The sequence below is a fragment of the Pectobacterium wasabiae CFBP 3304 genome, from assembly GCF_001742185.1.
Lineage (GTDB): Bacteria > Pseudomonadota > Gammaproteobacteria > Enterobacterales > Enterobacteriaceae > Pectobacterium > Pectobacterium wasabiae.
In genome coordinates, this window is record NZ_CP015750.1 from 515,449 (window position 1) to 541,724 (window position 26,276).

At 53.5% G+C, this 26,276-nt stretch carries 21 protein-coding genes; 9 read left to right on the plus strand and 12 right to left on the minus strand.

The genetic code is table 11. From position 1 onward, the window contains the following. Positions 1–9 precede the first annotated feature (9 nt). From cysT to dgt, 5 genes are all read right to left on the minus strand, one after another. On the minus strand, positions 10–822 hold the full coding sequence (gene cysT, locus A7983_RS02380) for a sulfate ABC transporter permease subunit CysT (RefSeq protein ID WP_005969061.1): 813 nt from the start codon (positions 820–822) through the stop codon (positions 10–12). Between the two features lie 156 nt (positions 823–978). Beyond that, positions 979–1,983 (minus strand): sulfate ABC transporter substrate-binding protein, encoded by a 1,005-nt coding sequence (locus A7983_RS02385; RefSeq protein ID WP_407670499.1) that lies wholly within the window; start codon positions 1,981–1,983, stop codon positions 979–981. A 396-nt stretch (positions 1,984–2,379) separates the two neighbouring features. After that, positions 2,380–3,537, minus strand: coding sequence for a CdaR family transcriptional regulator (locus tag A7983_RS02390; protein WP_005969056.1), 1,158 nt, complete (start codon positions 3,535–3,537; stop codon positions 2,380–2,382). A gap of 232 nt (positions 3,538–3,769) precedes the next feature. Beyond that, positions 3,770–5,236 (minus strand): serine endoprotease DegP, encoded by a 1,467-nt coding sequence (gene degP / locus A7983_RS02395; RefSeq protein WP_005969054.1) that lies wholly within the window; start codon positions 5,234–5,236, stop codon positions 3,770–3,772. Between the two features lie 189 nt (positions 5,237–5,425). Beyond that, complete coding sequence (gene dgt, locus A7983_RS02400; protein ID WP_005969052.1) at positions 5,426–6,937, minus strand: dGTPase; 1,512 nt, start codon at positions 6,935–6,937, stop codon at positions 5,426–5,428. Between the two features lie 190 nt (positions 6,938–7,127). Here dgt and mtnN point away from each other — a divergent pair, with 190 nt between their 5' ends. From mtnN to A7983_RS02415, 3 genes are all read left to right on the plus strand, one after another. Then, positions 7,128–7,826 (plus strand): 5'-methylthioadenosine/S-adenosylhomocysteine nucleosidase, encoded by a 699-nt coding sequence (mtnN, locus tag A7983_RS02405; RefSeq protein ID WP_005969050.1) that lies wholly within the window; start codon positions 7,128–7,130, stop codon positions 7,824–7,826. A 3-nt stretch (positions 7,827–7,829) separates the two neighbouring features. After that, a complete protein-coding gene (btuF, locus tag A7983_RS02410; RefSeq protein WP_005969049.1) occupies positions 7,830–8,669 on the plus strand; it encodes a vitamin B12 ABC transporter substrate-binding protein BtuF in 840 nt (279 codons plus the stop codon). Positions 8,670–8,887: 218 nt separating this feature from the next. Continuing rightward, a complete protein-coding gene (locus A7983_RS02415) occupies positions 8,888–9,166 on the plus strand; it encodes a hypothetical protein (RefSeq protein ID WP_005969048.1) in 279 nt (92 codons plus the stop codon). A gap of 127 nt (positions 9,167–9,293) precedes the next feature. Here A7983_RS02415 and erpA read toward each other — a convergent pair whose 3' ends face one another. Then, the gene (erpA, locus tag A7983_RS02420; RefSeq protein ID WP_005969047.1) at positions 9,294–9,641 is read right to left on the minus strand and encodes an iron-sulfur cluster insertion protein ErpA; all 348 of its coding nucleotides are present in this window, start codon (positions 9,639–9,641) and stop codon (positions 9,294–9,296) included. A gap of 463 nt (positions 9,642–10,104) precedes the next feature. On the opposite strand from erpA, the gene hemL reads away from it, so the two are divergent. Together hemL and A7983_RS02430 are read left to right on the plus strand one after the other, a co-directional pair. Next, the gene (hemL, locus tag A7983_RS02425) at positions 10,105–11,385 is read left to right on the plus strand and encodes a glutamate-1-semialdehyde 2,1-aminomutase (RefSeq protein WP_005969045.1); all 1,281 of its coding nucleotides are present in this window, start codon (positions 10,105–10,107) and stop codon (positions 11,383–11,385) included. Between the two features lie 161 nt (positions 11,386–11,546). Then, entirely contained in the window at positions 11,547–12,170 is a 624-nt protein-coding gene (locus tag A7983_RS02430; RefSeq protein WP_005969043.1) for a glutathione S-transferase family protein, read from the plus strand. A 2-nt stretch (positions 12,171–12,172) separates the two neighbouring features. Here the strand turns inward: A7983_RS02430 and A7983_RS02435 are convergent, their stop codons facing one another. Beyond that, entirely contained in the window at positions 12,173–13,633 is a 1,461-nt protein-coding gene (locus tag A7983_RS02435) for an aminotransferase-like domain-containing protein (RefSeq protein WP_039479184.1), read from the minus strand. Between the two features lie 135 nt (positions 13,634–13,768). Here A7983_RS02435 and A7983_RS02440 point away from each other — a divergent pair, with 135 nt between their 5' ends. Next, positions 13,769–14,359: a LysE family translocator gene (locus A7983_RS02440; protein WP_005969041.1), complete on the plus strand. Its 591-nt coding sequence runs from the start codon at positions 13,769–13,771 to the stop codon at positions 14,357–14,359. A gap of 42 nt (positions 14,360–14,401) precedes the next feature. Here the strand turns inward: A7983_RS02440 and fhuB are convergent, their stop codons facing one another. From fhuB to hrpB, 5 genes are all read right to left on the minus strand, one after another. After that, a complete protein-coding gene (fhuB, locus tag A7983_RS02445) occupies positions 14,402–16,420 on the minus strand; it encodes a Fe(3+)-hydroxamate ABC transporter permease FhuB (protein ID WP_005969040.1) in 2,019 nt (672 codons plus the stop codon). Then, positions 16,413–17,333: a Fe(3+)-hydroxamate ABC transporter substrate-binding protein FhuD gene (gene fhuD, locus A7983_RS02450; RefSeq protein WP_005969039.1), complete on the minus strand. Its 921-nt coding sequence runs from the start codon at positions 17,331–17,333 to the stop codon at positions 16,413–16,415. The genes fhuB and fhuD overlap by 8 nt, the downstream gene beginning before the upstream one ends. Before the next feature lie 16 nt (positions 17,334–17,349). After that, positions 17,350–18,147 (minus strand): Fe3+-hydroxamate ABC transporter ATP-binding protein FhuC, encoded by a 798-nt coding sequence (gene fhuC, locus A7983_RS02455; RefSeq protein WP_005969038.1) that lies wholly within the window; start codon positions 18,145–18,147, stop codon positions 17,350–17,352. 622 nt (positions 18,148–18,769) lie between these two features. Continuing rightward, positions 18,770–21,247, minus strand: a complete 2,478-nt coding sequence (gene mrcB, locus A7983_RS02460) for a bifunctional glycosyl transferase/transpeptidase (protein WP_005969037.1) — start codon at positions 21,245–21,247, stop codon at positions 18,770–18,772. Positions 21,248–21,349: 102 nt separating this feature from the next. Then, entirely contained in the window at positions 21,350–23,794 is a 2,445-nt protein-coding gene (hrpB, locus tag A7983_RS02465) for an ATP-dependent helicase HrpB (protein ID WP_005969036.1), read from the minus strand. Positions 23,795–23,887: 93 nt separating this feature from the next. On the opposite strand from hrpB, the gene thpR reads away from it, so the two are divergent. From thpR to dksA, 3 genes are all read left to right on the plus strand, one after another. Beyond that, positions 23,888–24,430 (plus strand): RNA 2',3'-cyclic phosphodiesterase, encoded by a 543-nt coding sequence (gene thpR / locus A7983_RS02470; RefSeq protein ID WP_005969035.1) that lies wholly within the window; start codon positions 23,888–23,890, stop codon positions 24,428–24,430. A gap of 290 nt (positions 24,431–24,720) precedes the next feature. Next, a complete protein-coding gene (gene sfsA / locus A7983_RS02475; protein WP_005969034.1) occupies positions 24,721–25,425 on the plus strand; it encodes a DNA/RNA nuclease SfsA in 705 nt (234 codons plus the stop codon). Positions 25,426–25,693: 268 nt separating this feature from the next. After that, the gene (gene dksA / locus A7983_RS02480) at positions 25,694–26,149 is read left to right on the plus strand and encodes an RNA polymerase-binding protein DksA (protein ID WP_005969032.1); all 456 of its coding nucleotides are present in this window, start codon (positions 25,694–25,696) and stop codon (positions 26,147–26,149) included. Positions 26,150–26,276: the final 127 nt, after the last annotated feature.

Consider the following 26,276-nt stretch of genomic DNA (forward strand, 5'->3'; position numbering starts at 1 on the left):
GACCAGCCCTTATAGTTTCGGTTGAATGCGGCGCTGCAACACGTTAATCAGCAGCAGCATAATGAAAGAAACCAACAGCATGAATACGCCGATCCCAGTTGCTCCCTTGTAGTCATACTGATCGAGCTTAGAGACGATCAGCAGCGGCAGAATTTCGGTTTTAAACGGAATGTTTCCCGCAATAAACACCACCGAACCGTATTCCCCCACGCCGCGGGCAAAGGCTAGAGCAAAGCCCGTCAGCCATGCCGGTAACAGTGCGGGAAGTAATACATGGCGGAAAACCTGAAGCGGACGCGCACCAAGGCAGGCGGCGGCTTCTTCCACTTCTTTGGGAATATCGGCCAACACCGGCTGTAGCGTTCTGACCACGAAAGGCAGCGTGACAAAAATGAGCGCCAGCGTGATGCCGATGCCGGTGTAGGCAATTTTGAATGGAAATAACGAACCAATCAGGCCATTTGGTGCATACAGCGCCGTCAGAGCAATCCCCGCCACTGCGGTTGGCAGGGCGAAGGGCATGTCGATCATGGCATCGATCACTTTACGGCCGGGGAAGGTATAACGTACCAGTACCCACGCCAGCAGCGTCCCGAGAATACCGTTAATAAAAGCGGCAGCCAATGCAGTACCAAACGAAAGCCGCAGAGAAAAAAGCACCTGACGGCTGGTGATCAGCTCCCAAAACTGGCCGAACGTTAATTGGCTTGCATATAAAAACATCCCTGCCAATGGGATGAGGACAACTAATCCTAAATAGCTCAGGCTAAACCCTAACGTTAGCCCGAAACCGGGAATCACTGAGGAAGAACGCTGTGACATACCGTGCCTTTAATTTTCATACTCACTACCCAGCCAACAACTGCTTGCCGACACGCGCTACCTGACAGAGCGCTTCAGGCGGCAGTTTCCCTGCCTCTGTAACCTGAAAAAAGCCGCTACGGTAATAGCGGCCTCGATCCGTCAAACGTTATAAATTTACTTATTGATCTCTTTAAAGATTTTGTCGAACACGCCGCCATCGTTAAAGAATTTGTCCTGTGCCGCTTTCCAGCCGCCGAAATCTTTATCGATCGTGACCAGATTCACCGGTGCAAACTGATCTTTAAACTCTTCGGCAATCTTGGCATTACGTGGGCGGTAGAAATTTTTACCGATGATACGCTGCGCTTCATCGCTATAGAGGTATTGCAGATAAGCTTCAGCCTGTTTCTGTGTCCCTTTGCGCTCCACCACTTTATCAACGACGGCAACCGGCGGTTCGGCCAGAATCGACAGTGACGGTGTGACGATCTCAAGCTGATCGCCACCCTGCTCATTCAGAGACAGATAAGCCTCGTTTTCCCACGCCAGTAGCACGTCGCCTAACTGACGTTGTACAAAGCTAATCGTTGCCCCACGCGCACCGGTATCCAGTACAGGAGCATGGCGATACAGTTCAGTGACAAATTTCAGTGCGGTTTCATCATTGCCGCCCGGTTGCGCTTTGGCATAAGCCCATGCAGCCAGGAAGTTCCAACGTGCGCCGCCGGAGGTTTTCGGGTTTGGCGTGATCACTTCAACACCCGGCTTCACCAGATCGTTCCAGTCTTTGATTTGCTTCGGGTTACCTTTGCGCACCAGGAAAACGATGGTGGAGGTGTAAGGGGTACTGTTGTCAGGCAAACGCGCCTGCCATTTAGGATCGATCAGCGGTTGGTTCAGGTTTAATGCATCAATGTCGCCCGCCAGCGCCAATGTCACCACATCAGCCTGCAAACCGTCGATGACCGAACGTGCCTGCTTGCCAGAACCACCGTGCGAGTTTTTGATGGAAATATCTTCACCCGTGGTTGCTTTCCAATGCTTAATAAACGCCGCATTGTATTGCTGATACAGTTCACGCGTCGGATCGTAAGACACGTTTAATAATTCGGTAGCCGCCGAGGCCACACCGGAAAACAACAATGCTGCCGTAGCAACAGATAACCCCAGACGACGTATTGACATTCTTATCACTCCCTAATGCTCGAAAGTATCAGATAAAATCATGACGGATGTGACTGATTAATAACTTAAATAATTCGATTTGCAGGACAAGACATTATCGTTTTGAACCGCGTATATGCCGCTTGAAGTAGGACGGGTATATCAGGCTGACAACATGGAAGTGACAATAGTGGATATAAGGAAGGGGCAAAAATATTGTTTCGCGATAATTTATGCTATCGCGTTATATTGTTAATGATTATGTAATAGTTTTCAGTCTAAGCAATTTTGTTGCAGCGGTAATATTTTACGACGGGATATGAGGTAACCCTGATGCCGTGCGGCATCAGGTGAATACGGTGCAAGGTAAGCTTGAATCACAGTGGGCGTAAAACGAGGTGTCTTTCTGCCCTACTCTTCTTCATCCAGTTGTAAAGCAACGTACAGCAGCAGGCGGTCGTCGAAATTCCCCAGATCTAATCCCGTCAGTTCAGAGATACGATTAAGACGATACTCCAGCGTATTACGGTGGATAAACAGCGCTTTTGCCGTCGCACCGGGTTGAACATTATTACGGAACCAGGCACCCAGCGTTCGCCGCAGCAAACCATTACCGTCCATCGCCTTGAGCTTAGAAAGCGGGCGTACCAGTTCGTTTGCCTGCCAACCGCCGCGCAGGCTATCCAGCAGCACGGGCAACATCAAATCCTGATAGTAATAACAGCGTTGAGCGGGCATACGCTGTTTACCTACACTCATTGTCGTTCGCGCCGTGCGATAAGAACGCGCGATACTGCCGGGGCCAGAAAAATAGTTCCCCAACGCCAGCCGCACCCGCAGTCGGCTACTTTCTGCCATGCGCGACATCAGCGTGTCCACACGGCGCCGATGCTCTTCTGCATCCCAGCGCCCGTGGCTGTTCAGCGCCGGTTTTAGTACTACCATTTCCGTTAGAGAGACAATCGCGATTAGGTTGTCACGCTCCGGCGTAGTCAGCAGCGTCTGCAACTGCTGTAGCTCTGCCATAGCAGAGTCTACGCCAAGCTGTCCGCTGTCCACTTCGATAACCGCAGCAACACGGGGCTTATTCAGATCGATGCCTAAACGCTGCGCCCACTCCATGAGAGCGGGAGACAGATCGTCGGTGCGGACCAGATTCAACACTAGCTCTTCGCGCAGACGACTGTCCTGTGCCAGCATATGCAGCAGCCTCGCCTGTTCCAGCATCATTTCCGCTGTCATACAGACAAGTTCGCCGTATTGTCGCAGTTGGCTGGGATTCCCGGTCAGGCCGATAACACCAACAATCTCACCGTCGATGCGCAAGGGTAAATTGATACCCGGACGCACGCCGTGCAAATGGCGAGCTACGGCATCATCAATATCGACAACCCGTCCTTGCGAGAGCGCCAACAGCGCCCCTTCGTGCAATTCCCCCAATCGTTCCTGATCGCCACTGCCGATAATCTTACCGCGAGCATCCATCACGTTGATATTACTATCAATGATCTGCATCGTTCGCGCGACAATATCCTGTGCCATCTTGGCATTGAGATGATACGACGCCATTTTTACCTCTGAGAGGAACATTGACAATTGCACCAGCATACCGCCACGCGGTGCGCCACACATTGTGCAAATTAACAAAGAAACGGGAATTAGGTTAAATCTGTGGGGGAACTCACAAAAGCGCTTTCATGGGGAAAAGAGAAATAGCTGGGCACCTGAGCGCCCAGCCAGACAATCAACGTAATGTATTGTCTTAAAAGGAAATTACTTATTTACACGTTGAACAACTCGATTATTGAGCCAGAAGATAAATCGAGCTGTCGCCGCGGCGTACATTCAAGGCTAATACCGCTGGTTTGCTGTCCAGGATTTTGCGCAGCTCACCAATATTCTGTACCGCCTGCTGGTTAACACCGAGAATGATGTCATCCTTCTTCAGGCCGATTTTAGCCGCAGCAGAACCGGGTTTGACGTTATCCACTTTAACGCCTTTTTCGCCATCCACCTGAGTATTGCTCAACTCCGCACCTTCAATACCGGAATAGAGATTACCGGAAGCCACCTGAGCCTGATTGCTTTGTTGCAGCGTCACCTCGACGGTCAGCGGTTTACCCTCACGCAGCAGCCCCAGCGCCACTTTGCTGCCCACCGGCAACGAACCGACCTGAGCACGCAACGCGGAGAAGCTGCTCACCGCTTTACCATTCAGCGTGACGATCACATCGCCAGCCTTGATGCCTGCCACATCTGCCGCCGATTTCGGCCGCACTTGACTCACAAACGCACCGCGCTGCGCATCAACCTTCATCGCCTGTGCCAGTTCGGAGTTCAGTTCTGTTCCGGTAATGCCCAACTCACCGCGTTTCACTTCACCAAATTCGATAATCTGTGCGACAACGCTTTTCACCATATTGCTAGGAATAGCGAAGCCAATCCCGATATTACCGCCACCTGGGGCAAGGATCGCGGTATTCAGCCCAATCAGTTCACCATTCAGGTTCACCAGCGCACCGCCGGAATTTCCGCGGTTGATCGCCGCATCGGTCTGAATAAAGTTCTCGTAGTTTTCAATATTCAAGCCGCTACGCCCCAGCGCGGACACGATGCCCGATGTCGCCGTTTCTCCCAGACCATACGGGTTACCAATCGCTACCGTGTAATCACCGACCCGCAACTGATCGGAATCTGCGATCTTAATCGCCGTCAGATTTTTAAAGTCTTTCAACTGTACCAGTGCGATATCTGAACGCGGATCTTTGCCTAGCACTTTGCCGTCATACTTGCGGCCGTCGCTGAGCCGAATCTGAATCTTATCGGCGTTATCCACCACATGGCTGTTGGTCACCACGTAGCCTTTTTCCGCATTAATCACGACGCCCGCGCCCAGCGCCTGGAAGTTTTCCTGCTTCGGTTGCGGTTGACCATCATCATCGTCGTCACCGTCTCTCTGACACATCGGCGACGACTGGAATGGCGACCCTTCCTGACAGAAAGGTGAGTTTTCACCAAAAAACGGCTGGAGCTGCGGCGGAATATTTTCTTTGCCTACATTATTTTCTTTACCCTGATTGGTGGTATGCCCTTCCACATAGATGCTCACGACGGACGGCATAACATTTTCCAACATAGGAGCCAGGCTGGGTAATTGACCCGATGCCGCAGCAGATGCCGCTGATTCAGCCGCATTCGCCGCAGTGGAACCCATCGCCATCGCCAGACTTAACGCCAGCGCACTCAGGACCAGTGATTTTCTTTTCATAGGAGTCTATCTCATAGTAATCAACACGCGAGTCTTACGGCCCGTGTACCCGACACCGGGTACACTCAGTGGTCGTGCTGTATGAGATAAATATGGACCAACAAGGTTCCCGAGGGGAAGATCGTGAAGCGTAAGGAAATATTGAACGGCTTTACAAAACCCACGATTTCCATTGCAGCCTGTTCACCGCTAATCCGCTGCCATCAGCTTGCGATATTCATCGTAGGCGTATAAGTCCGTCATACCGCTGATGTAATCCTGAATCAGGCGGGCCCGATAATAATATTCACGAATGATCTGCTCGTTTTCTGGTAACCCTTCCAATTCAGTGACGGCTTCACGATAGGCCAGACAATGCTTGCTGGATAGCTTGTGATAAAGCCGCGTTTCGATCGGATAACGCCTGTGGGTATCCTCGCGGACAAGCTGACTGAAATCCAGATAGGGCATCTCAAGCAGCGGGCTATAAATATCCAGCAGGCCGCGGATCACACGGTCACCCTGTAGCTCCAGTTGCTCAACCTCATGATGGTTAAAAACATGCTTTAAGGCGACATGTTTAAAGATGCCTAACAGACGATTCTGCGGGCTGTCGTCCTCAAGCAAGGCCTGATTGAACGAGCCGGCATAGACCGCCGGCAGATTGTCGATAAAACGCAGCGCGGCATGCGGGACCATCTGCCCCACGGTGTAAACACGGAGATTCATGAAGAACTGGTCATCGTGACTGCGCCACTGAAAACGCTCGCGCTCCTTGTAAGCGCGTTCAATCGTTTTAGCGAAGATGTCTTTCTCTGCGCCTGCCCCCCAATTCTCGCGTAGACGATCGTAAAGTTCTTCGATCGTGAGAATCTCTTTCTCAACAGCATCTTCTAAATCCGCGATACAGTAGGACACATCATCGGCCGCTTCCATAATGTAGCTCAGCGGGTGGCGATGAAATTCGCCCATATCCAGCTCTTCACGCAGCCTGACGACAAAGGCTTCCTCTGACAGATAGTAGCCCGGTTTCTTCATCAAATAATCGTAATCAGCGGGAAGCTCACCGCGCCAATACGCAGGGCGGGTATATTTCAGAATACAGGCCACTTGCCCGTAGGTCAGATTGAGCTTCAGCAACGTATGCACCAGACGGATCGCCTGCGCATTACCTTCAAAATGGCTGAGATCTTGCCGGATCTGCCCACGTAGATCGTCCAACCCATCCTGCCGCATCCGCAGCACAGGAACGTTACAATCATCGACGCGTTCCGGGGATTCACTGTCCAGATAGTGGCTATCCAGCAATTTTCTGAACCATTGATTAATCGCCGATTCGCCAAAATGGCCAAACGGCGGATTACCGATGTCGTGCATCAGGCATGCCATTTCAACCAGGCTTTCAAACGGCGTTTGCCTGTCAGTCAGCCCGAGCGATGCCAGTCGGTCGTCGGTTTGCAGGCGGTGCAAAATCTCTTTGGCGATATAACGGCCAACCTGCTGAACTTCCATCGAGTGGGTGAGACGGGAACGGACCGCCGCGTTACGTTCCAGCGGAAAGACCTGGGTTTTTTGCTGTAAGCGGCGAATGGCAGCGGAGTTAATAATCCGACCGCGATCGCTTTCAAACTGACGCACAATCGCATATTCACTCTCAGCCGTTTTAGGTCGACTGAAATGCCGTTGAAAGCTCATTTTTTTGGCAAAATCGATATCAGACATACGGTTCTCCCTGTCATTACGCTACAGCACAATGATGGACACTCCATCTCCCCCTGCTAGCCATGATAGACTAACGCCCGCGATATATACCTAATGCTGGTCATTTAACGATCGAGATACAGGGATGGGGCTTCAGTGACCAGCATTAGGTATACACCTTCCATTTATAACAGAATTTACGGGGAACCTTATGAAAGTCGGTATTATTGGTGCGATGGAACAAGAAGTAACGCTGCTGCGCGATCGGATTGAAAACCGTCAAACCTTCCAGCGTGCGGGTTGCGAAATCTACACCGGACACATCAACGGCGTAGAAGTCGCACTGCTGAAATCTGGTATCGGTAAAGTCTCCGCTGCACTCGGCACCACGCTGCTGCTGGAATACAGCAAGCCAGACGTGGTGATTAACACCGGTTCCGCAGGCGGACTGGCTCCCACACTGAATGTCGGCGATATCGTCGTTTCTGACGAAGTCCGTTACCACGATGCCGACGTCACGGCCTTTGGCTATGAACCCGGCCAGATGGCGGGCTGCCCTGCCGCTTTCCCTGCTGATGAAAAACTCATCGCGCTGGCGCAGGAAGCGATTACCGATTTACAACTGAATGCCGTGCGCGGTCTGGTTGTCAGCGGCGACGCCTTCATTAACGGCGCAGAGCCGTTAGCCCGTATCCGCACCACTTTCCCAAAGGCAATTGCCGTGGAAATGGAAGCCACCGCGATCGCCCATGTCTGCCATCAGTTTGCCGTACCGTTTGTGGTGGTTCGCGCGATTTCTGATGTGGCAGATAAAGCCTCACACCTGAGTTTCGATGAATTCCTGAGCGTTGCCGCACAGCAATCAACGCGCATGGTAGAAGTGATTCTGGCCAAGTTAGCGGCTCGCTAATCGATGACCTTCAGGCTCCTCTGCTGGCTGAGCGGTCTGCTGCTTTGCTCTGCCGCTTATGCTATTCCGCAACGTGTGATCAGTCTCGCGCCGCACGCGACGGAAATGGCCTACGCGGCTGGAATGGGCGAACAGATGATTGCGGTCAGCGCCTGGTCAGATTACCCGCCGGAAGCGAAAAAGCTGGAACAGGTTGCCTCCTGGCAGGGCATCAACCTGGAGCGGATCCTCGCACTCAAGCCTGATCTTATTCTGGCCTGGCGCGAGGGTAACCCGCAGCGTCCGCTGGAACAGCTCGCCAACTTCTCGATTCCCATCGTTTATCTGGATGCGAAAACGTTAGACGATATTCCAACGTCATTGCGACAGTTGGCAACTTATAGCCGCCATCCTGAGCAAGCCGAACGGGCTGCGGCAAATTTTCAGCAGCAAATAGGCGAGTTACAGCACGCGGGTGAGAAACATAAGGCGGCACGCACAGCACCGTTGCGGGTATTCATTCAATTCGGCACTCAACCGCTGTTTACCTCTTCGAAAGCGACGCTGCAAAGCCAGATCGTTTCACTATGTGGCGCAGAAAATATCTTTGCCGACAGTCCCGTGCCCTGGCCGCAGGTCAGTCGTGAACAGGTATTAAGACGGCAACCACAGGCCATTATCGTCAGTGGTACACCTGATAAAATTGCTAGCGTGCAGGCATTTTGGCAGCCACAGCTCGCAGCCCCGGTGATTACCGTCAATGAAGACTGGTTTAGCCGCAGCGGCCCTCGGTTGCTATTGGCAGCACAGCAAATTTGTTCTCAATTAGCAGAATTAAGATCCACGTCTTCGTCAGCAAAGTGATTGTTAATTAACACTGTGAAATCATCTCGATAACAATAGCTTCATTAGTATACAAGTTGTAACACTAGCAGGCTTTTATTTCGCCAGTATTTGCCGATAATCTGAGCGTAAGAGTGGAATCATAGATACCAACTAAGGTGCTGATTACTGCTCGCCATAACGAAATCAGAAAAAATTTGAACCGATATCGGTTCTTTTAACACCAGGTAGCAGAGAACATGAAAAATGCGTTGCTTTACGCGGGCTTGCTAATGGCGGCCTGTAGCACGGCATATGCAGGGAGCCAGAGTGGGCAAATTAATGCTCAATTGACGATATTACCGTCGTGTGGCGTAACGCCACAATCCGGTCAATATCAAATGAACTGTAACGTAGCGTCTGTACCCCAACCTAAAATTACTGAGTCACGTATTCAGGTCGATCGGGCAAAACTTTCGACATCTACGGCAAAAACGACGCAAGGTACGGAAACACGTCTGATTACGGTCGAATGGTAATCACAGTAAAAAACGTTCTCTACGTTTTTTAACGCCTCGGTGACAGGCTAATTGTTGTAAAAAAGCCGTGTCTTGGTGACAAGACACGGCTTTTATTTTTTAGTCGGTGAATAACCGCAATGCGGGATCAGACGCTGAAAGAGGAACCACAGCCGCAGGTAGATTTCGCATTTGGATTCGTCACGATGAAGCGAGAACCTTCCAGCCCTTCGGTATAATCGACCGCACCGCCAACCAGATATTGCAGGCTCATCGGATCAACCACCAGCGCAACGCCCTGCTTCTCAATAGTCATATCGCCGTCGTTGATTTGATCATCAAAGGTAAAACCATACTGGAAACCGCTACAGCCGCCGCCCGTGATATACACACGCAGTTTCAGCTCAGGGTTTTCTTCATCAGCAATCAGGTTTTTCACCTTGCTTGCCGCCGCATCGGTAAATTGCAGAGGCAGTGCTGCTATATCGTCGCTCATATTTTTACTCCCAACTCAGGGCTTATCAGGTGATAGACCCATATTCATACGCTTATTATCCGGCAGGATTAGAAAACGTTCAAGATTTGACAGCCATACCCTAAATAATTCGAGTTTCAGGAAGGCGGCAACCGCACGACAAATTCGTCGGGAACGAATTTGACCAGCCAACGGCTGGCCTCCGGTGAGAGACAGGATGTCTCTCATTTCATCCCCAAGAGCCTACTCAAGTAAGTGACTGGGGTGAGTAAGGGAAGCCAACGCACATGCAACTTGAAGTATGACGGGTAGATTGTTGAAATAATCGCCGCATTATGCCGCTTCATCTCTCCCCCAGCCAGTACTCTCAGTGGGTATGATGCCACACGTTTTCAGGTGAAAACCTGCACAGCGATTTCATAACGGCGGTCAGTTCATTAGAATACCCCTACATTTTACGATTAAGACCAGTCAGGACCGCGTAATGAACAAATCTGAAAGCCTGTATGCTGCGGCACAGCAACTTATTCCCGGCGGTGTGAACTCACCGGTTCGCGCCTTTAACGGCGTCGGCGGCACACCGCTGTTCATCGAACGGGCTGATGGCGCTTATCTCTACGACGCTGACGAGCAAGCGTACATCGATTACGTGGGATCGTGGGGTCCGATGGTGCTGGGCCACAACCATCCGGCGATTCGTGATGCCGTGATTGCTGCCGCAGAACGCGGTCTGAGCTTTGGTGCGCCGACTGAAATGGAAGTGCAGATGGCGCGTCTGGTCACCTCGTTAGTGCCCAGTATGGATATGGTACGGATGGTCAACTCCGGCACAGAAGCCACCATGAGCGCAATCCGTCTGGCGCGTGGTTACACGGGCCGCGATAAAATCATCAAATTTGAAGGCTGCTACCATGGTCACGCCGACTGCCTGCTGGTAAAAGCCGGCTCTGGTGCGCTGACGTTGGGTCAACCGAACTCTCCCGGCGTTCCGGCCGATTTCGCCCACCACACGCTGACCTGTGTCTATAACGATCTGTCATCCGTTCGCGCCGCGTTTGAACAATACCCTGATGAGATCGCCGCAATTATCGTGGAACCCGTTGCGGGCAACATGAACTGCGTTCCACCGCTGCCAGATTTCCTTCCCGGCCTGCGCGCCCTGTGTGACGAGTTTGGTGCCCTGTTCATCATCGATGAGGTGATGACTGGCTTCCGTGTTGCACTGGCAGGTGCACAGTCGCACTACGGCGTAGTACCGGATTTGACCTGTCTGGGGAAAATCATTGGCGGCGGGATGCCCGTCGGCGCATTCGGCGGCAAGCGTGAAATTATGCAAGCGCTCGCACCGACGGGTCCGGTTTATCAGGCAGGTACGCTCTCCGGCAACCCCATCGCCATGGCGGCAGGTTTTGCCTGTTTGACGGAAGTGGCGAAACCCGGTGTACATGAAAAGCTCACCGCGTTGACCAATCAACTGGCTGACGGCCTGTTGGCTGCCGCGAAAGCGGAAAACATTCCGCTGGTGGTTAATCAGGCGGGTGGCATGTTCGGTTTGTTCTTTACTGATGCCGACAGCGTCACCTGCTATCAGGATGTGATGAAGTGCGACGTCGAGCGCTTTAAGCGTTTCTTCCATATGATGCTGGAAGAAGGGATTTATCTCGCACCATCCGCTTTTGAAGCGGGCTTTATGTCTCTGGCACATACGCCACAGGACATCGAACGCACCATCGAAGCGGCACAGCTCTGCTTCTCACGTCTTTAAGCGTACTCGTACACCATGGCGTCACTGAGTGACGCCATGGCTGCTCAATAACCGCCACTCCTCCGCCCCCACTTTTTTCATCAGGATCCCCGTTTGCGAATGACAAGCCCTCTCAAATTGGTTATGAGTAAGTCTACTTGCCTGAAAATAGCGGAGAAGTCATGTTAAAGGTTCTAGGACGCACGTCGTCAATCAACGTTCGGAAAGTGTTGTGGCTGTGTGATGAGTTGGCGATCCCCTTTCAGCGTGAAGACTGGGGTGATGGCTATAAGTCACCGCAATCACCGGAATTTTTGGCCCTTAATCCTAATGCCATGATACCGGTTATTCAGGACGACGATTTCGTCATGTGGGAATCGAACGCGATTTTACGCTACCTCGCCAACGAGAAGGATGGGGGTTGGCTCTACCCGCAAGATCCGCGTAGCCGCGCGTCGATCGATCAATGGATCGACTGGCAGGCCACCGAACTCAATCCCTCATGGCGTTACGCCTTTATGTCGCTGGTGCGCCAGTCTCCCGCACATCAGGAGCCGCAGCTACTGGCAGAATCCTGCGCGCTTTGGTCACGCACCATGGGCATTTTGAATCAGCAATTGGAGCGGACTGGCCACTATGTTGCAGGACAAGTATTTACGCTCGCCGATATTCCTATCGGGCTATCGGTAAACCGCTGGTATGAAACACCGCTGGAACATACCGACTACCCTGCCGTCCGCGCCTACTATGAGCGCTTAAGCGCGCGCGCAGGCTACCTGACCTGGGGACGAAACGGCACACCATAACGCTATTCTGCGCTACCCGGCCCGATACCGCTCATTTCACATGCCAGTGCACCAGCACGCTTAAGCGCATAGGTGTAGCGTTCATCAAACGGGTAGCAGCAAGACAGCCGAAGCGCGTGCTTACAGCGACCGCTCAGCGTGTAGAGCTCGCCGGGCGTGACGCAAATCTTCTCTTGCAGCAGGCGATGAAATAACTCAACCCCATCCACACCGCCCGGTAATTCCAACCAGAAGACAAACCCGCCCTGCGGCTGCGTTGCTCGTGTACCTTGAGGAAAATGTCGGGCAATCAGCCCACGCGCCTCATCCATCTGCGCGGCATAGCGGCGGCGTAGCGTGCGCAGATGATGATCGTAGCCACCCGATTCCAGAAACTGCGCCAGCGTTTCTGATAACAGCGCCGATTCTGCCATCGACGACACCGCTTTCAATCGCGCCACCTTTGCCCGAAAACGACCCGACGCCATCCAGCCAATGCGAAAATCAGGCGCCAGCGTTTTCGTGAAGCTGGAGCAGTAAATCACCCAGCCCTCACGGTCGAAGGCTTTCACCGTCGGCGACAGCGGCCAGCTAAACTGAAGTTCGCTGTATAATCCATCCTCGATAAGCGGCACTTGATAATCATTGACCAGCTTTGCCAGCCGCTTTTTATCCGCCAGTGTCATGCTGCACCCTAACGGATTCTGCGCATTCGGCATGGCGATAATCGCCTGTAATCGCTGTTCTGATAACAACAACTCCAACGCATCCAGCGCGAGTCCGCGTTGCGGATCGGTCGGGATCTCCACCGTTTTCAATCCTAGACTGGCGAGCAGGGGAAAGAGATAAAAATAGGTTGGCGTTTCCAACCCCACGCAGTCACCCGGCTGTGTGACTGTGCGTAGCGCCAACTGTAGCGCCTCCATGCAGCCGTGAGTGATCGTTATATCCTCGCGGGTCAATGTCATACCCAAATCCATCGCTCGCCGTGCCACTTCGCGCCGTAATCGTTCACTGCCCGGCGGCAGCGCATAGCGACCAATCAATTCAGGCTGTCGCCGCAGCAAGGACGCGGCAATACGGCTGATCTTCTCGGTAGGATAGAAATCGGCATGCTGCGGGCACGCCAGAGAAATATTGGTGTAGTCGGGGTGCGTCTGAGCCGCGAACACGGTATCAATCAGATCCAGCTTTTCACTGCCCGGCACAATCACCTGCGCACGGTGAGGCTTACTTTCCGTTAGCGACGGCAGACGCCCTCGAACAAAGTAGCCAGACTGCGGTCGTGCTTCGATCAACCCGCGATCTTCGAGAATACGCCAGGCATTCAACACGGTGTTCACACTCACCTGATGTGAACCAGCCACTCGACGGATAGAAGGCAAACGGCTTCCCGATGCTAACGTCCCTTGATGAATGGCCATAGCGAAGGTTTCCGCTAGCTGTTGATAGAGCGTACTTTCTTGTGAGTCGATGATGGACACAGTTCCCCCGTCAGCCAATGAGTACAGTTAACGATTAATGCAATTTGTACCCATTACAATAATCATTTTGTGTATCTGTAACCATTTCTTTTTTCTGCCTACCATAGTGTTCTTTCCCATCATCAGGATAACACCATGCTTGACCCTTCTTTTTTCAGCTACGTCACCGTTATGTCGATCACACCGGGGCCAAATAATCTGCTGCTGGCAACGTCAGGCGTCAATTTTGGCCTGCGTCGAACGTTGCCGATGATGATGGGCATTTCCGTTGGCTGTGGGATACAAACGGCGCTGATGGGGGTGGCATTGGAGTTTCTGCTGAGCTGGATGAGCATGATCCGCCTCCCGCTCACCGTGCTGGGCTGCATCTATCTGCTGTGGCTATCGTGGAAAATCGTGCGTTCATCAGCACCGGAGTTACAAGGGCGAGTACAGCCGATGACCGTACTGCAAGGGACGCTATTCCAAGCGGTGAATCCGAAAGCCTGGCTGATGTCCAGCAACATTGCGTTGCTTTATGCCGCCAGCGGCGGCCTTTTCACCACGGTAGTCGCCTTTATGGTACTCAATCTGCCCTGTATTTTAGTCTGGGCACTACTCGGCGATCGTATCGGTAAACATCTTCAGGAACCGTGGAAACTGAAAGCCTTCAACGGCGTCATGGCACTTTCTCTGGTGCTCACCACGTTCTGGATGTTGGTCGAAGCCATCAACCTCTCCAGCTAATCGCACAGTATCGGCGGGTTTCCTTTCCCGCCGACGCTCGCATTATTTCACCTGCTTGCGTAGCAGATATACAAAGTAAGGTGCCCCAATAAACGTCGCGAGCAGCCCTGCCGGGATCTGCGCCGGAAAGAGGATCATTCGACCACACCAGTCCGCAATCACCATCAGCGCGCCACCAATCAGCGCAGAACTGGCGATTTGCGGCAGCACACGGCTAAAACCCAGCATCCGCGCCATATGCGGTGCCATGAGGCCCACAAAGCTCATCGGCCCGACCATCAGGGTTGCCATCGCGGTCAGCACCGATGCCAGCAATAAGACCAGCAGGCGGACTGGTGTGACGGCCACACCAAGCGATCTGGCCGTTGTCGTACCCAGCGGCAGAATACGCAGCCAACGCTGGCACAGCGGGACGATCAACAGCAGCAAGACGGCAATCACCGCCGTGCGTATCGCGTCTACAGGTTCGACCGCATAGGTTGAACCTGACAGCCAGGTCAACACCGTCCCCATACGCGGATCGCCACTGGCCAACAGCAGCGCAATCACGGTGGAAAACGCCATACTCAACGCGATCCCCGCCAGCAGCATACGCTGCGTAGAGAAACCGCCTCGTCCGGCGATAATCACCATAACCAGCAGCGACAACGCCGCCCCCGCACTACCGGCGGGAAGCAGCCACACAAACGCATTGCCGGGAATGAAGAACAGTAAAATAATGACGCCAAACGATGCGCCAGAGCTAATCCCTAGCACTTCCGGGCTTCCCATCGGGTTGCCCGTCAGTTTTTGGATTAACGTTCCCGCTACCGCCAGCATGACTCCAGCGGTTAGCGCCGCCAGAACCCGAGGCCAACGCCATGAAAGCAATTGCGCGAGTACATCACCACCGCCCCATTGCCAACCTTCCGCATCTTTTCCCAACATCAGCGCCGTAATAACCACCATTCCCAGCAGTACAATACCAAGCACCAGCCACTTTCCCCACAGGCTGCGTTCAGCCGTCAGCGTGCTGTTACTGTCGACCATCGCGGGTTGGGTACTATTACGCAGACGGGGCAGCAGCCACAGTAGCAGAGGTGCACCAATCAACGCTGTCGCCGCCCCCGTAGGGACTTCAAACCAAATGCGGCTCAGCCAGATAACCCCCTGATCGGCAACGCTCAGCAGCAGCGCACCGAGCAGCGGTGCGAATAAGAGGCGGTGAAGCAAGCGCCGTGCGCCCAACATTTTCGCCAGCAGCGGCGCAAAAAGGCCGATAAACCCGATAATGCCCGCCGCATTCACTAATTGGGCACACAGAAAAATCCCCAGCCCAAGCGCACTCAAACGCGCCAGCGACAGCCCAAGCCCCAGATTACGCGCAATGCCGTCATCCAACCCCAGCAACGTTAGCGGGCGAATCAAAAGCAGAGCCAGACAGAAACACACCACGAGACGCGGGAGAACAAATTGCACATTGCTCCAGTCCTGTTGGTTCAGCACGCCGCTACTCCACAGGAACAACCCCTGAAGCCGCTCATGATGGAAAAGCACCAGTAACTGGTTGACCGCACTACAATAGAAACTCAGCACCAGCCCCGCCAGTATCAGCGTCACTGGTGATAATCGCTTGCCCCAGGCGACACCAAACACCAGCGTGCCAACCACCAGCGCCCCGATCATCGCCGCAGCCTGCTGGATCCATGCGCCACCGGGCAGCGCCCATAGCGTTACGACGGTGATCCCTAAGTGTGCTCCCGTGGCAATCCCCAACGTTGATGGCTCGGCCAGCGGATTGCGCAAGACCTGTTGGAACAGTACGCCACACAGTCCCAGCCCCGCGCCAATTAGCGGCGCTAATACCATGCGCGGCAGCAAACTGTAGTGAAACAGCAGTTGCTGCATATCTTCTAACGCAGGCTGTGTCAGTGCCTGAAACCACTGCGATACCGGTAATTGCTGCTGCAAATTGTAACCGCCCATTCCCATGGTCACGAGTAGCAGAAAACCAGTTAAAACAATGGGAAGCACTAGCGGGTGCACAGCACGCTTATGTGCGACAGACAGAGAATTAGGCATGTTTTTTCGCCTCCAATGCCTGATTCAATACACGGCAGAAGCGCATCGCCGAGAGCGTTCCGCCATACAACCAGACGGCAGGCACACGTTGTACACGCTGCTGACGCACAAATGGCATGGCCTGCCAGAGAGGATTATTATCAAGCTGTGCGCTGATCGCGCTATCGCCGTGCTCGAAACAGAGTACGTTGGCATCACCAATGTCTGCCAAACTTTCAATACCCACAATCGTGCTGCCCCAGAAGCTGGTTTCACCCTGCCAGGCATTCTCTATCCCGATATGGTCCATCACTTCCTGAAACAGGCTATTCTTACCAATCACCAGCACATGGCGGCTATCGATCAGCGTGATGAGCAGCAGAGGCCGCTGGGTATACGGTTGAAGCGTGATTTTTTCCTGCTGGAGAAACTGCGCCAGTTCGGTCAGGTGCCGCTCTCCGGCAGCCCTGATATTCAGCGCCTCGGCCAGCCGCATGACCGAAGCCTGTGCTGACGTCAGCGGTTTTCCCTGTTCACTGCTAAAGCCAAAGCCCAGTATCGGAGAAATGCGCTTCATTTTTGCGGCTGACGGGCCGTAACCTTCAGCATAAAGAATCAGTGACGGGCGGATCTGCGTCAACAGTTCCAGGTTAGGCTCGGTACGCAGCCCCACATCGATCACCGACTCAGGTAACGCAGGCTCTTGCACCCACAGGTTGTAATTACGCTTATCGGCAATCGCAAGTGGCGTGATCCCCAATGCCATTAGCAGTTCCACCGTCCCCCATTCCAGCGCCACAATACGATTCAAATCAGGAAACGTTGATCCCCGGCTTGCCGCCGAATAAACCAGTGGAGACAGCAACAGTGCAGTCAGTAAACGACGGCGCAGCGGGTCGGGAGAGGATTGAGAAGAAAAAAGTTCAGACATCATGAGCTGGGAAACCGAGTTAACAAACAAAGCTGACCGGTGCGCCACCAGCCGGATGAGGCAGAATGCCCATGGGAATGCCGTAGATATTTTCCAGCACATCCCCTTGCATTAGTGCGACAGGTTCACCCTGTGCAATCATTTTTCCACCGCGCAGTGCCACCAAATGATCGCAATAGCGGGCAGCCATATTGATATCGTGCAACACCGCAATGACGGTAATGCCGCGTTCGCGGCTCATACGCTGAATCAGCGCCAGAACCTCAACCTGATGCGCAATATCCAGTGCGGAAGTCGGTTCATCCAACAGCAGGCAGTTGCTGTCTTGTGCCACCGTCATCGCCAACCAGGCTCGCTGCCGTTCACCGCCGGACAGGCTATCCACCAGACGGTTAGCAAATGGCTTTAATCCCACGAGCGCGATGGCTTCTTCGACCTTTTCCCGATCGGCGCTGCCGAAACGGCCTAATGCGCCATGCCACGGGTAGCGCCCTACAGCAACCAACTCACGCACGGTCATCCCTTCAGCAGCGGGAAGCTGCTGCGGTAAATAAGCAACCTGACGGGCAAACAATTTGCTGTCCCAACTTCCGGTCGCCTGTTCGCCCAACAGCGCGGTACCGCTGCTGGCGGGCTGATGGCGACCCAAAATTTTCAGCAATGTCGATTTGCCTGAACCATTGTGCCCAATCAGACCACACACTTTCCCTACGGGAAACGTGATCGATAACGGGTGTAACAGCATACGCCCAGCGACGGAAAAGCTCACGTCGTCCAGTCTGAAGGTGGTATCAGGCAGTACAGTTTGATTTTGCATAGTGCTTTTGATTTTTAATGTCACAGACGGAAGGGGTATAAGCAGGCATCGCTATTCCCGTAACTATCGAACCAGATCCAATAACGACCAAGCCAAAAGAGAACGATAATGATTACGATAGATGAAGGCAGCATGATAGGCGCAACGGAATGCCAATCGCAAGACTTTTACCTATTGGTAGCCGATAGCATGGAAGGAAAAGCGGTATCAGGCAGGACGTGACCCTTCTCGAAAAACGGCAGGCACAAAAAATATCCCCAAATTAATCCTGTTCCTTATACACAAGTCTAGAAGACTCACGGTTTTTGCCGTGGTCAGGCGTAAAAATTATGCTGAGGAGGTAGCTGGCTTCGGATGAGCCGCAGGACGCGGCGAAAGCTTGCGCCACGTAGGGAACGTGTCGCAAGCGGTCCGCTAAGCCAGATACCGACGAAGGTACCGCGTCAGCGGCATAATTTCCGCCGAAAGCCTGGGGTCACGGGGCGGCGGCGTTTGAGCCGCCTCGTGTCGGGCGCGTGCTACGAGGTAGCATAAAATAACCGTATTGTAAGCGCACGAAACCGTCTCTCAGGCTGCATAAAAATATGGCTAGGAGACGTCAACCAGTTGAAGCATCGATAGATTATTGACCAAACATTTCTTTGATCCAGTCAGCGACGCCTTCACCGTTTTGCTGGTCCGGCTGCGCGGAAAGCTGCGGCTGGCTAGCCTGACACAGCGCCTGCGGATTATCCGTCCAGACCGGCAACACACGCCCAGCGCTGCTACCGTTACAGATAAAGTTACCGCTGGCATCCACCGTCATAGTCGTAATACCTTCCGGCGGCGTCAGCATCAATGGCAACGGAGTTTGGTTTTCCAGATAGCGACGATAGATCGTCAGCGCACCGTTCGCGCCGGTCAACTTAGCCGGGCCATTGTTATCGCGCCCTACCCAGCTAATCGCCACTTCTTTACCGTCAATCCCGGCAAACCAACTGTCACGCAGGTCATTGGTGGTACCGGTTTTTGCCGCCAGATGATAATTCGGGAATTTCACTGCCAGCGAACGCGATGTACCCCGTTCGACCACCTGTTGCATACCATACAGCGTCAAATAGGCTGCCTGCGCCGGAACCGCCCGTTCAGCCTGCGGGAAGCTCTGATACAGCACCGTGCCATCTTCCGCAATCACCGAACGCAGTGAGGAAAGCGGAGCACGATTACCGCCGCTGGCGATCGTCTGGTATTCCTGCGCCACTTCCATCGGCGTTAGGCTGATCGCCCCCAACAGCATCGCCGGTACGGGCTGAATTACGTTTTCGGGGATGCCTAAACGCTTCAACGTTGCCGTGACCTGATCCAGCCCTACGGCCATCCCCAGATTGACGGTCGGGACGTTCAGCGAATTTGCCAGCGCATCGACTAACATGACGCGGCCACGGAATTCACGATCGTAGTTCTTAGGCTGCCATAATTGTCCATTAGGCTGCTTGAGCGACAGCGGCTCATCCGCCAACAGGGTATTCAAACGATAAGTATCTGGCTGGCTCAATGCCGTCAGGTAAGTCGGCGGCTTCGCCAGCGATCCGACGGGACGACGCGCCTGTAGCGCACGGTTAAACCCGGCATACTGCGTTTGAGCACCACCAACCATCGCGCGGACTTCGCCACTGAAACGATCGACAATCACCATTGCCGCTTCCAGATCGCTGACGTTACGACCTGCACGCAGTGCTGGCACGCCCACTTCCACTGCTTTTTCCGCCGCATCCTGCGAGACGGGATCGAGCGTGGTAAAGACCTTCACGCCGGAGAGATCGTTAACCTTGTCGCCAAGCCGCTGTTGTAGCTCCTGACGTACCATCTGCATAAACGCGGGCTGAGGACTGATTACGCCGCCTTTCGGCTGTACGCCCAGCGGGCGCGCACTCAGCATGTTGTACAGATCGGCATCAATTACCTGCTGATTCTGCAACAGGCGCAGCACCAGATTGCGTCGCTCTAACGTAATATCTGGGTTACGCCATGGGTTGTACAGCGATGCCCCTTTCACCATCCCCACCAGCAGAGCCTGCTGATCGAGACTCAGTTCATTCACCGGACGGCCAAAGTAATACAGGCTGGCAAGCGGGAAACCACGGATCTGATCGTTACCGCTCTGACCGAGGTACACCTCGTTAAGATACAGCTCAAGGATACGATCCTTGCTGTAGCGGTAATCCATAATCAGCGCCATATAGGCTTCGTTAGCTTTACGCCACAGCGAACGTTCGTTGGTCAGGAACAGGTTCTTCACTAACTGCTGCGTCAACGTACTCCCGCCTTGCACTGCACGTCCGGCGGTGATGTTCGCTAAAAACGCACGACCAATCGAGTACAAACTGATGCCATCGTGCTCATAAAAATGGCGATCTTCGGTCGCAACCAGCGTATCCACTAACAGATCGGGGAAACCAGCACGCGGCACGAACAAACGCTGTTCGCCGTTCGGCGACTGCATCATGGTGATCAGTTTTGGATCGAGACGGAAAAAGCCGAAATTACGCTGGTTGTCCAGGTTCTGGATCTGCGACAAGCGATCGTTGGCAAACGTCAGACGTGCCTGAATCTGCCCTTCTTTTCCATCAGGGAAATCAAACGGGCGGCGTAGCATATCGATGCTGTTACCACGCACGCTGAATTCACCCGGACGGGTAATGCGACTCACCTGACGGTATTGCATACCTTCCAGCAGGCTAATCATCTCTTTCTGGCTATAGGCCATGCCGGGCTCAAGGTTAACCATCCGTCCATAGACGGCAGCAGGCAATTGCCAGACTTTGCCTTCAATACGACTACGGATCTGGCTGTCAAGGTACACGCCATAAATCGCCATCGCCACGGCAAAGATCAGGAACAGTTTGATCGCCAGCCCCAGCCAGCGCCGTCTTCTTTGCGATTTCCGCGTCATGGCATCATCGCCGTCGTAATCATCATCGTCGTCATAGTCGTCCTGATAATCGTCATAGTCATCATCATAGTCGTCATCCCTGCGACGTCGTATGGCCTGCTTGCGTTCAGGCTTACGTTTTGGCGCTTTCCCTTTACGTCCGATAGGTTCGCGGTCATCCCGAGACATTACAATAACTTCTCCATCAGGTTGTTCACGGCTATCAGCTCTGCGCTCAAGCCGCCTACTCTGTTTCCAGCTCCCTTTTTGGGAAAGCGGAAACGTCTGAAATTAGTGATTCTGATATTTCTTGGTACGCCTCGTCGGAGCCGTATTCGCCGGATCGTCCGGCCAGACATGTTTGGGGTAACGCCCCTTCATTTCTTTTTGCACCTCGCGGTAAGTGCCTTGCCAAAATGCGGCTAAATCCCGCGTAATCTGTAATGGACGCTGTGCTGGTGATAAAAGTTCCAACACCAGCGCCACACGACCTTCCGCCAGCAGCGGACTCTGCTGCTCGCCGAACATTTCCTGCATCCGTACCGACAGCACCGGTGGCTTATCGTCATAATAGGCAATGGGCAAACGGCTACCGCCGGGCGCGGTGTAGTGCGTGGGCAGCGCACTATCCAACCGCTGGCGTAGCGACCAGTCCAACAGCCGCAACAGGGCATCGCTTAAATTAATCTGGTGCAGCGCACGTAAATCGCGCACGCCAGACAGTGACGGCTGCAACCAGATCTCCAGCGTTGCCAGTAGCGTGTCGTCATCCACCTGCGGCCAGTCAACCTCAGGTAACCACTGGCAAGCACACTGTAGCCGCGCGCGTAGCTGCAACGCTGCGGCATCCCAATTTAATGCTTTAAGCCCCTGCTCCCGAATCCAGAATAGCATCGCCTGCTGTAATGCCTCATCGGAAGGCTTATTCAACGGGCGTGTTCGCAGAACCAGACAACCTATCTGGTCGCGCTGGCTGGCGCGCAGAGTACCCTTTTCTTCGTCCCAGTGCACCACGTTACGTTCATTTATTAATCCAGATAACCGCCGTTCCAGCCGTTCAATATCCAACGGCAACGCCAGTAGGATCCGCGCGTCTGCACTCTGACTATTCTGCAATAGCGCCGGAGCCAGCAGCCACTCGTTGCCTGACAACGCGTCATCCGCCGACATCATCGCGCCGCTACCGTTAGCGAGTTGGTAACGCCCATCCTGACTGCGCCGCCGGGCGATACGGTCAGGGAAAGCCTGTGCCAGCAGCCAGTCGGCTTCTCCGCCGTCAATTCGTTCCGAAGCCGTCGATAAACGGCGCGTTAACTGCTTTGCCCGCCGTAGCCAGTGCGGCAATGGGCGATGCAGCCAGTCAGCCAGATTGATCGATCCGCTACGCGGTGGCTCTTCAAGTATCGCCGCCAGGCACCCTGCGGTAGCCAACGCATCTGGACCTTGCTGTGACGCGGCATACAGCATCGTCGCCAAACGAGCATCGCTGCCGAGTGCCGCAATCTTGCGCCCCTCGGCGGTCAACCGCCCATGTTCATCAGTGATACCAAGCTGGCGCAGCAGTTGACGTGCGGCATAAAGCGCAGGTGCTGGCGGCGTATCCAGCCAGGTTAACTGCGCCACATCGGTACAGCCCCACTGTAGTAAATCCAGCCAGACGCTGCTTAAATCACTATTCAGGATCTCGGCTTCGCTTTGTACTGCCGCACGTTCGGCCTGTTCACGAGAGCACAAATGCCAGCAAATACCGGGACTTAAACGTCCCGCACGCCCCGCGCGCTGAATCATAGATGCCTGACTGATGCGCTGTGTCACCAACCGAGTGACGCCGCTTTTTACATCAAAGCTGGCTACGCGTTCAAGGCCGCAGTCCACCACCAGCCGGATACCTTCAATTGTCAGACTGGTTTCCGCAATATTGGTGGCTAACACCACCTTACGACGACCTGGACCCGCAGGCAGAATGGCCTTTTGCTGCTCCGCCAGCGTCAATGCGCCATATAAAGGGCAGAGATCCGTCTCACTCGACACGCTATTTTCCAGCAGCGCCTGCACGCGGCGAATTTCCGCGACGCCGGGCAGAAACAGCAACAGAGAGCCGTCTTCTTCACTGAGCAGACGCCGCACCTGCCGTGCAGCGCCCTCTTCTAAACGTTCCTGGCTATTTAGCGGTGCATAACACCGTTCTACCGGGTAGCTGCGACCTTCGGAAACCACGCAGACGGCTTCCGGCAGCAGCATCGCCAGCCGCGCATTGTCGAGTGTCGCCGACATAATCAGCAGTTTTAAATCGTCGCGCAGCCCTTGTTGCACATCAAGCAGCAACGCCAATGCCAAATCGGCCTGCACGCTGCGCTCATGGAATTCATCAAGGATAATCAGCGCTACGCCTTGCAATTCCGCATCCTGTTGCAGCAAACGGGTTAACATACCTTCGGTGACAACTTCCAGCGTCGTTGAATTGCTCACGCAGGTTTCCGAGCGCATCCGATAACCTATCGTTTGCCCCGGTTCTTCACCTAACTGCTGTGCCAACCGCCAGGCAACGCTCTTCGCTGCCAGTCGGCGCGGCTCCAGCATGATAATGCGCCCGTTCAAATTGCCCTGTTGCAGTAATTGCAACGGCAGCCAGGTTGATTTCCCCGCCCCCGTTGGGGCATTGAGCAGCACCTGAGGCGCAGTATGTAGCGCCATTATCACATCATCCAGCACGGCGCTGACGGGCGGTAAAATCACAGACATCTCCGTATAAGGTTAACTTTCAGCGGCGGGCATTGTAGCATCTGGATGAATGTAGCATCGGATGGAATCAGAACAAGAGAGAGCACCATGCCACCCACCCGCCGCCTGTTTTTTGCCTTATCACTGCCGGAAGCCACACAGCAAGAGATTATCCGCTGGCGTGCCGAACACTTCCCTCTGGACGCTGGCCGTCCAATCGCCGCAGCCAATCTTCATCTGACGCTGGCATTTTTAGGCGATGTGAGTGAGCAAAAGGCGCAGGTCTTACAGACCTTAGCAAGCCGTATCCGCCAGCCCGCGTTTCCCCTCACGCTGAATGATGCCGGACACTGGCCGCGTCCCGGCGTGGTCTGGCTGGGCTGCCGCCGTGCACCGCGTGGATTATTACAGCTCGCGGAACTGTTGCGCTCTCAGGCCGCACGCAACGGCTGCTATCAAACGGCTTTGCCTTTTCACCCACATATTACGTTATTGCGCGGTGCCACTCGACCTGTGGCAATTCCCCCAGCGACGTTCAGTTGGCAGGACGATATGACGCACTTTTCCCTTTATCAGTCACTTTTCGACAACGGTAAAACCCGCTATCAAAAGCTGGAAAGCTGGTCATTTATTAAACAAGAAAACAGTTAGATATACCCTAAATAATTCGAGTTGCATGACAAAACGTTAGCGTTTTGAACAACGCTCTGCGTTGACCCTTTAGGGCAAGGCCCATTTATGGCCTTGTAACGCGGCAACCGAGCGAATCCCCAGGAGCTTACACAGGTAAGTGACTGGGGTAAGTAAGGACAAATTGGTTTAGCCAATTTGAACGCCGTTTACGGCGGCCCTTCAGGGCGAGGCTCAGAGATGAGCCGAGTATTGCCAACGCACAAGCAGCTTGAAGTATGACGGGTATAAACGAATAAAACAGGATACGCATGAACTATACCCCACGCCTACAACCTGCTCGCTTGATTAAACGTTACAAACGCTTTTTGGCCGATGTCGTGACGCCGGAAGGCGAAACGCTCACGCTGCACTGTGCCAACACCGGTGCCATGACGGGCTGTGCCACACCCGGTGATACCGTCTGGTACTCAACGTCCGATAACCCTAAACGTAAGTATCCGCAAAGTTGGGAACTGACTGAAACGCAACAAAATCACTGGATTTGTGTCAATACTCTGCGTGCCAACACATTATTGTACGAAGCCTTATTAGAGAATCGCATAGAAGAGCTGGCGGGCTATCCGGACATAAAAACGGAAGTGAAATATGGTACGGAAAACAGCCGAATCGACCTGCTTTTACAGGCGACAGATAAGATTGACTGCTATATTGAGGTGAAATCTGTCACATTATTGCAACATGAATGTGGTTACTTTCCCGATGCGGTTACACTCAGAGGGCAAAAGCATCTGCGTGAACTGCAACAGATGGTCTCTAATGGAAAACGCGCCGTCCTTTTTTTCGCCGTTCTTCATTCAGGGATCCAGCAGGTTTCTCCTGCCCGGCATATTGATTCACGCTATGCAGAATTATTTATCGAAGCACAGCAGGCAGGGGTTGAAATTTTATGTTACGGCTCCACATTATGCCCTGACGGTATTAAATTGACGCATAAGCTACCGTTATTGGGATGACGTACAAGCATTGCATAACACGCCAAACGTACCACTAAAGGCGTAACACATTGTTTATTATTTAATGTAAGCAGGTTGTTCCTCACACTTTATCAGGCCGGTGTCAGGAAGCATTGCCAACCCCATCTTCATCTGCTATTTATAGCGGCCTGTTTTTTCCCCCCTTTGGGGGCCGATATACCCAGATAGCTGAAGTTCTGGTCAACAACGCCGCAACTTCACTGCATAAAAGGGTATTATGCGTGTCGTGTTATGTAGGAGAAGCAACATGCAAGAAGGGCAAAATCGTAAGACATCTTCTCTGAGCATTCTCGCAATTGCCGGAGTAGAGCCGTACCAAGAAAAGCCGGGCGAAGAGTATATGAACGACGCTCAACTGGCTCATTTCAAGCGTATTCTTGAAGCATGGCGCAACCAACTCATGGATGAAGTGGATCGGACTGTATCGCACATGCGCGATGAAGCCGCTAATTTTCCCGATCCCGTGGATCGCGCGGCGCAGGAAGAAGAGTTCAGTCTCGAACTGCGTAACCGTGACCGTGAGCGCAAGCTGATCAAGAAAATCGCCAAAACGCTGGTGAAAATCGAAGATGAGGATTTCGGATTCTGTGAATCCTGTGGCGTCGAGATTGGCATCCGCCGTCTGGAGGCTCGTCCGACTGCCGATCTATGTATCGACTGCAAAACACTGGCAGAGATACGCGAAAAACAAATGGCAGGATAATTTTCCTGTCCAAAATCGGCTCCTGCCACTCGCAGGGGCCGTTTTCGGATAATTTACTGCTGATGAATGGCATTCATCACTCTATCTTCTGTCTGGATAAACGCTGACGAGATAGCACCAACCTCTT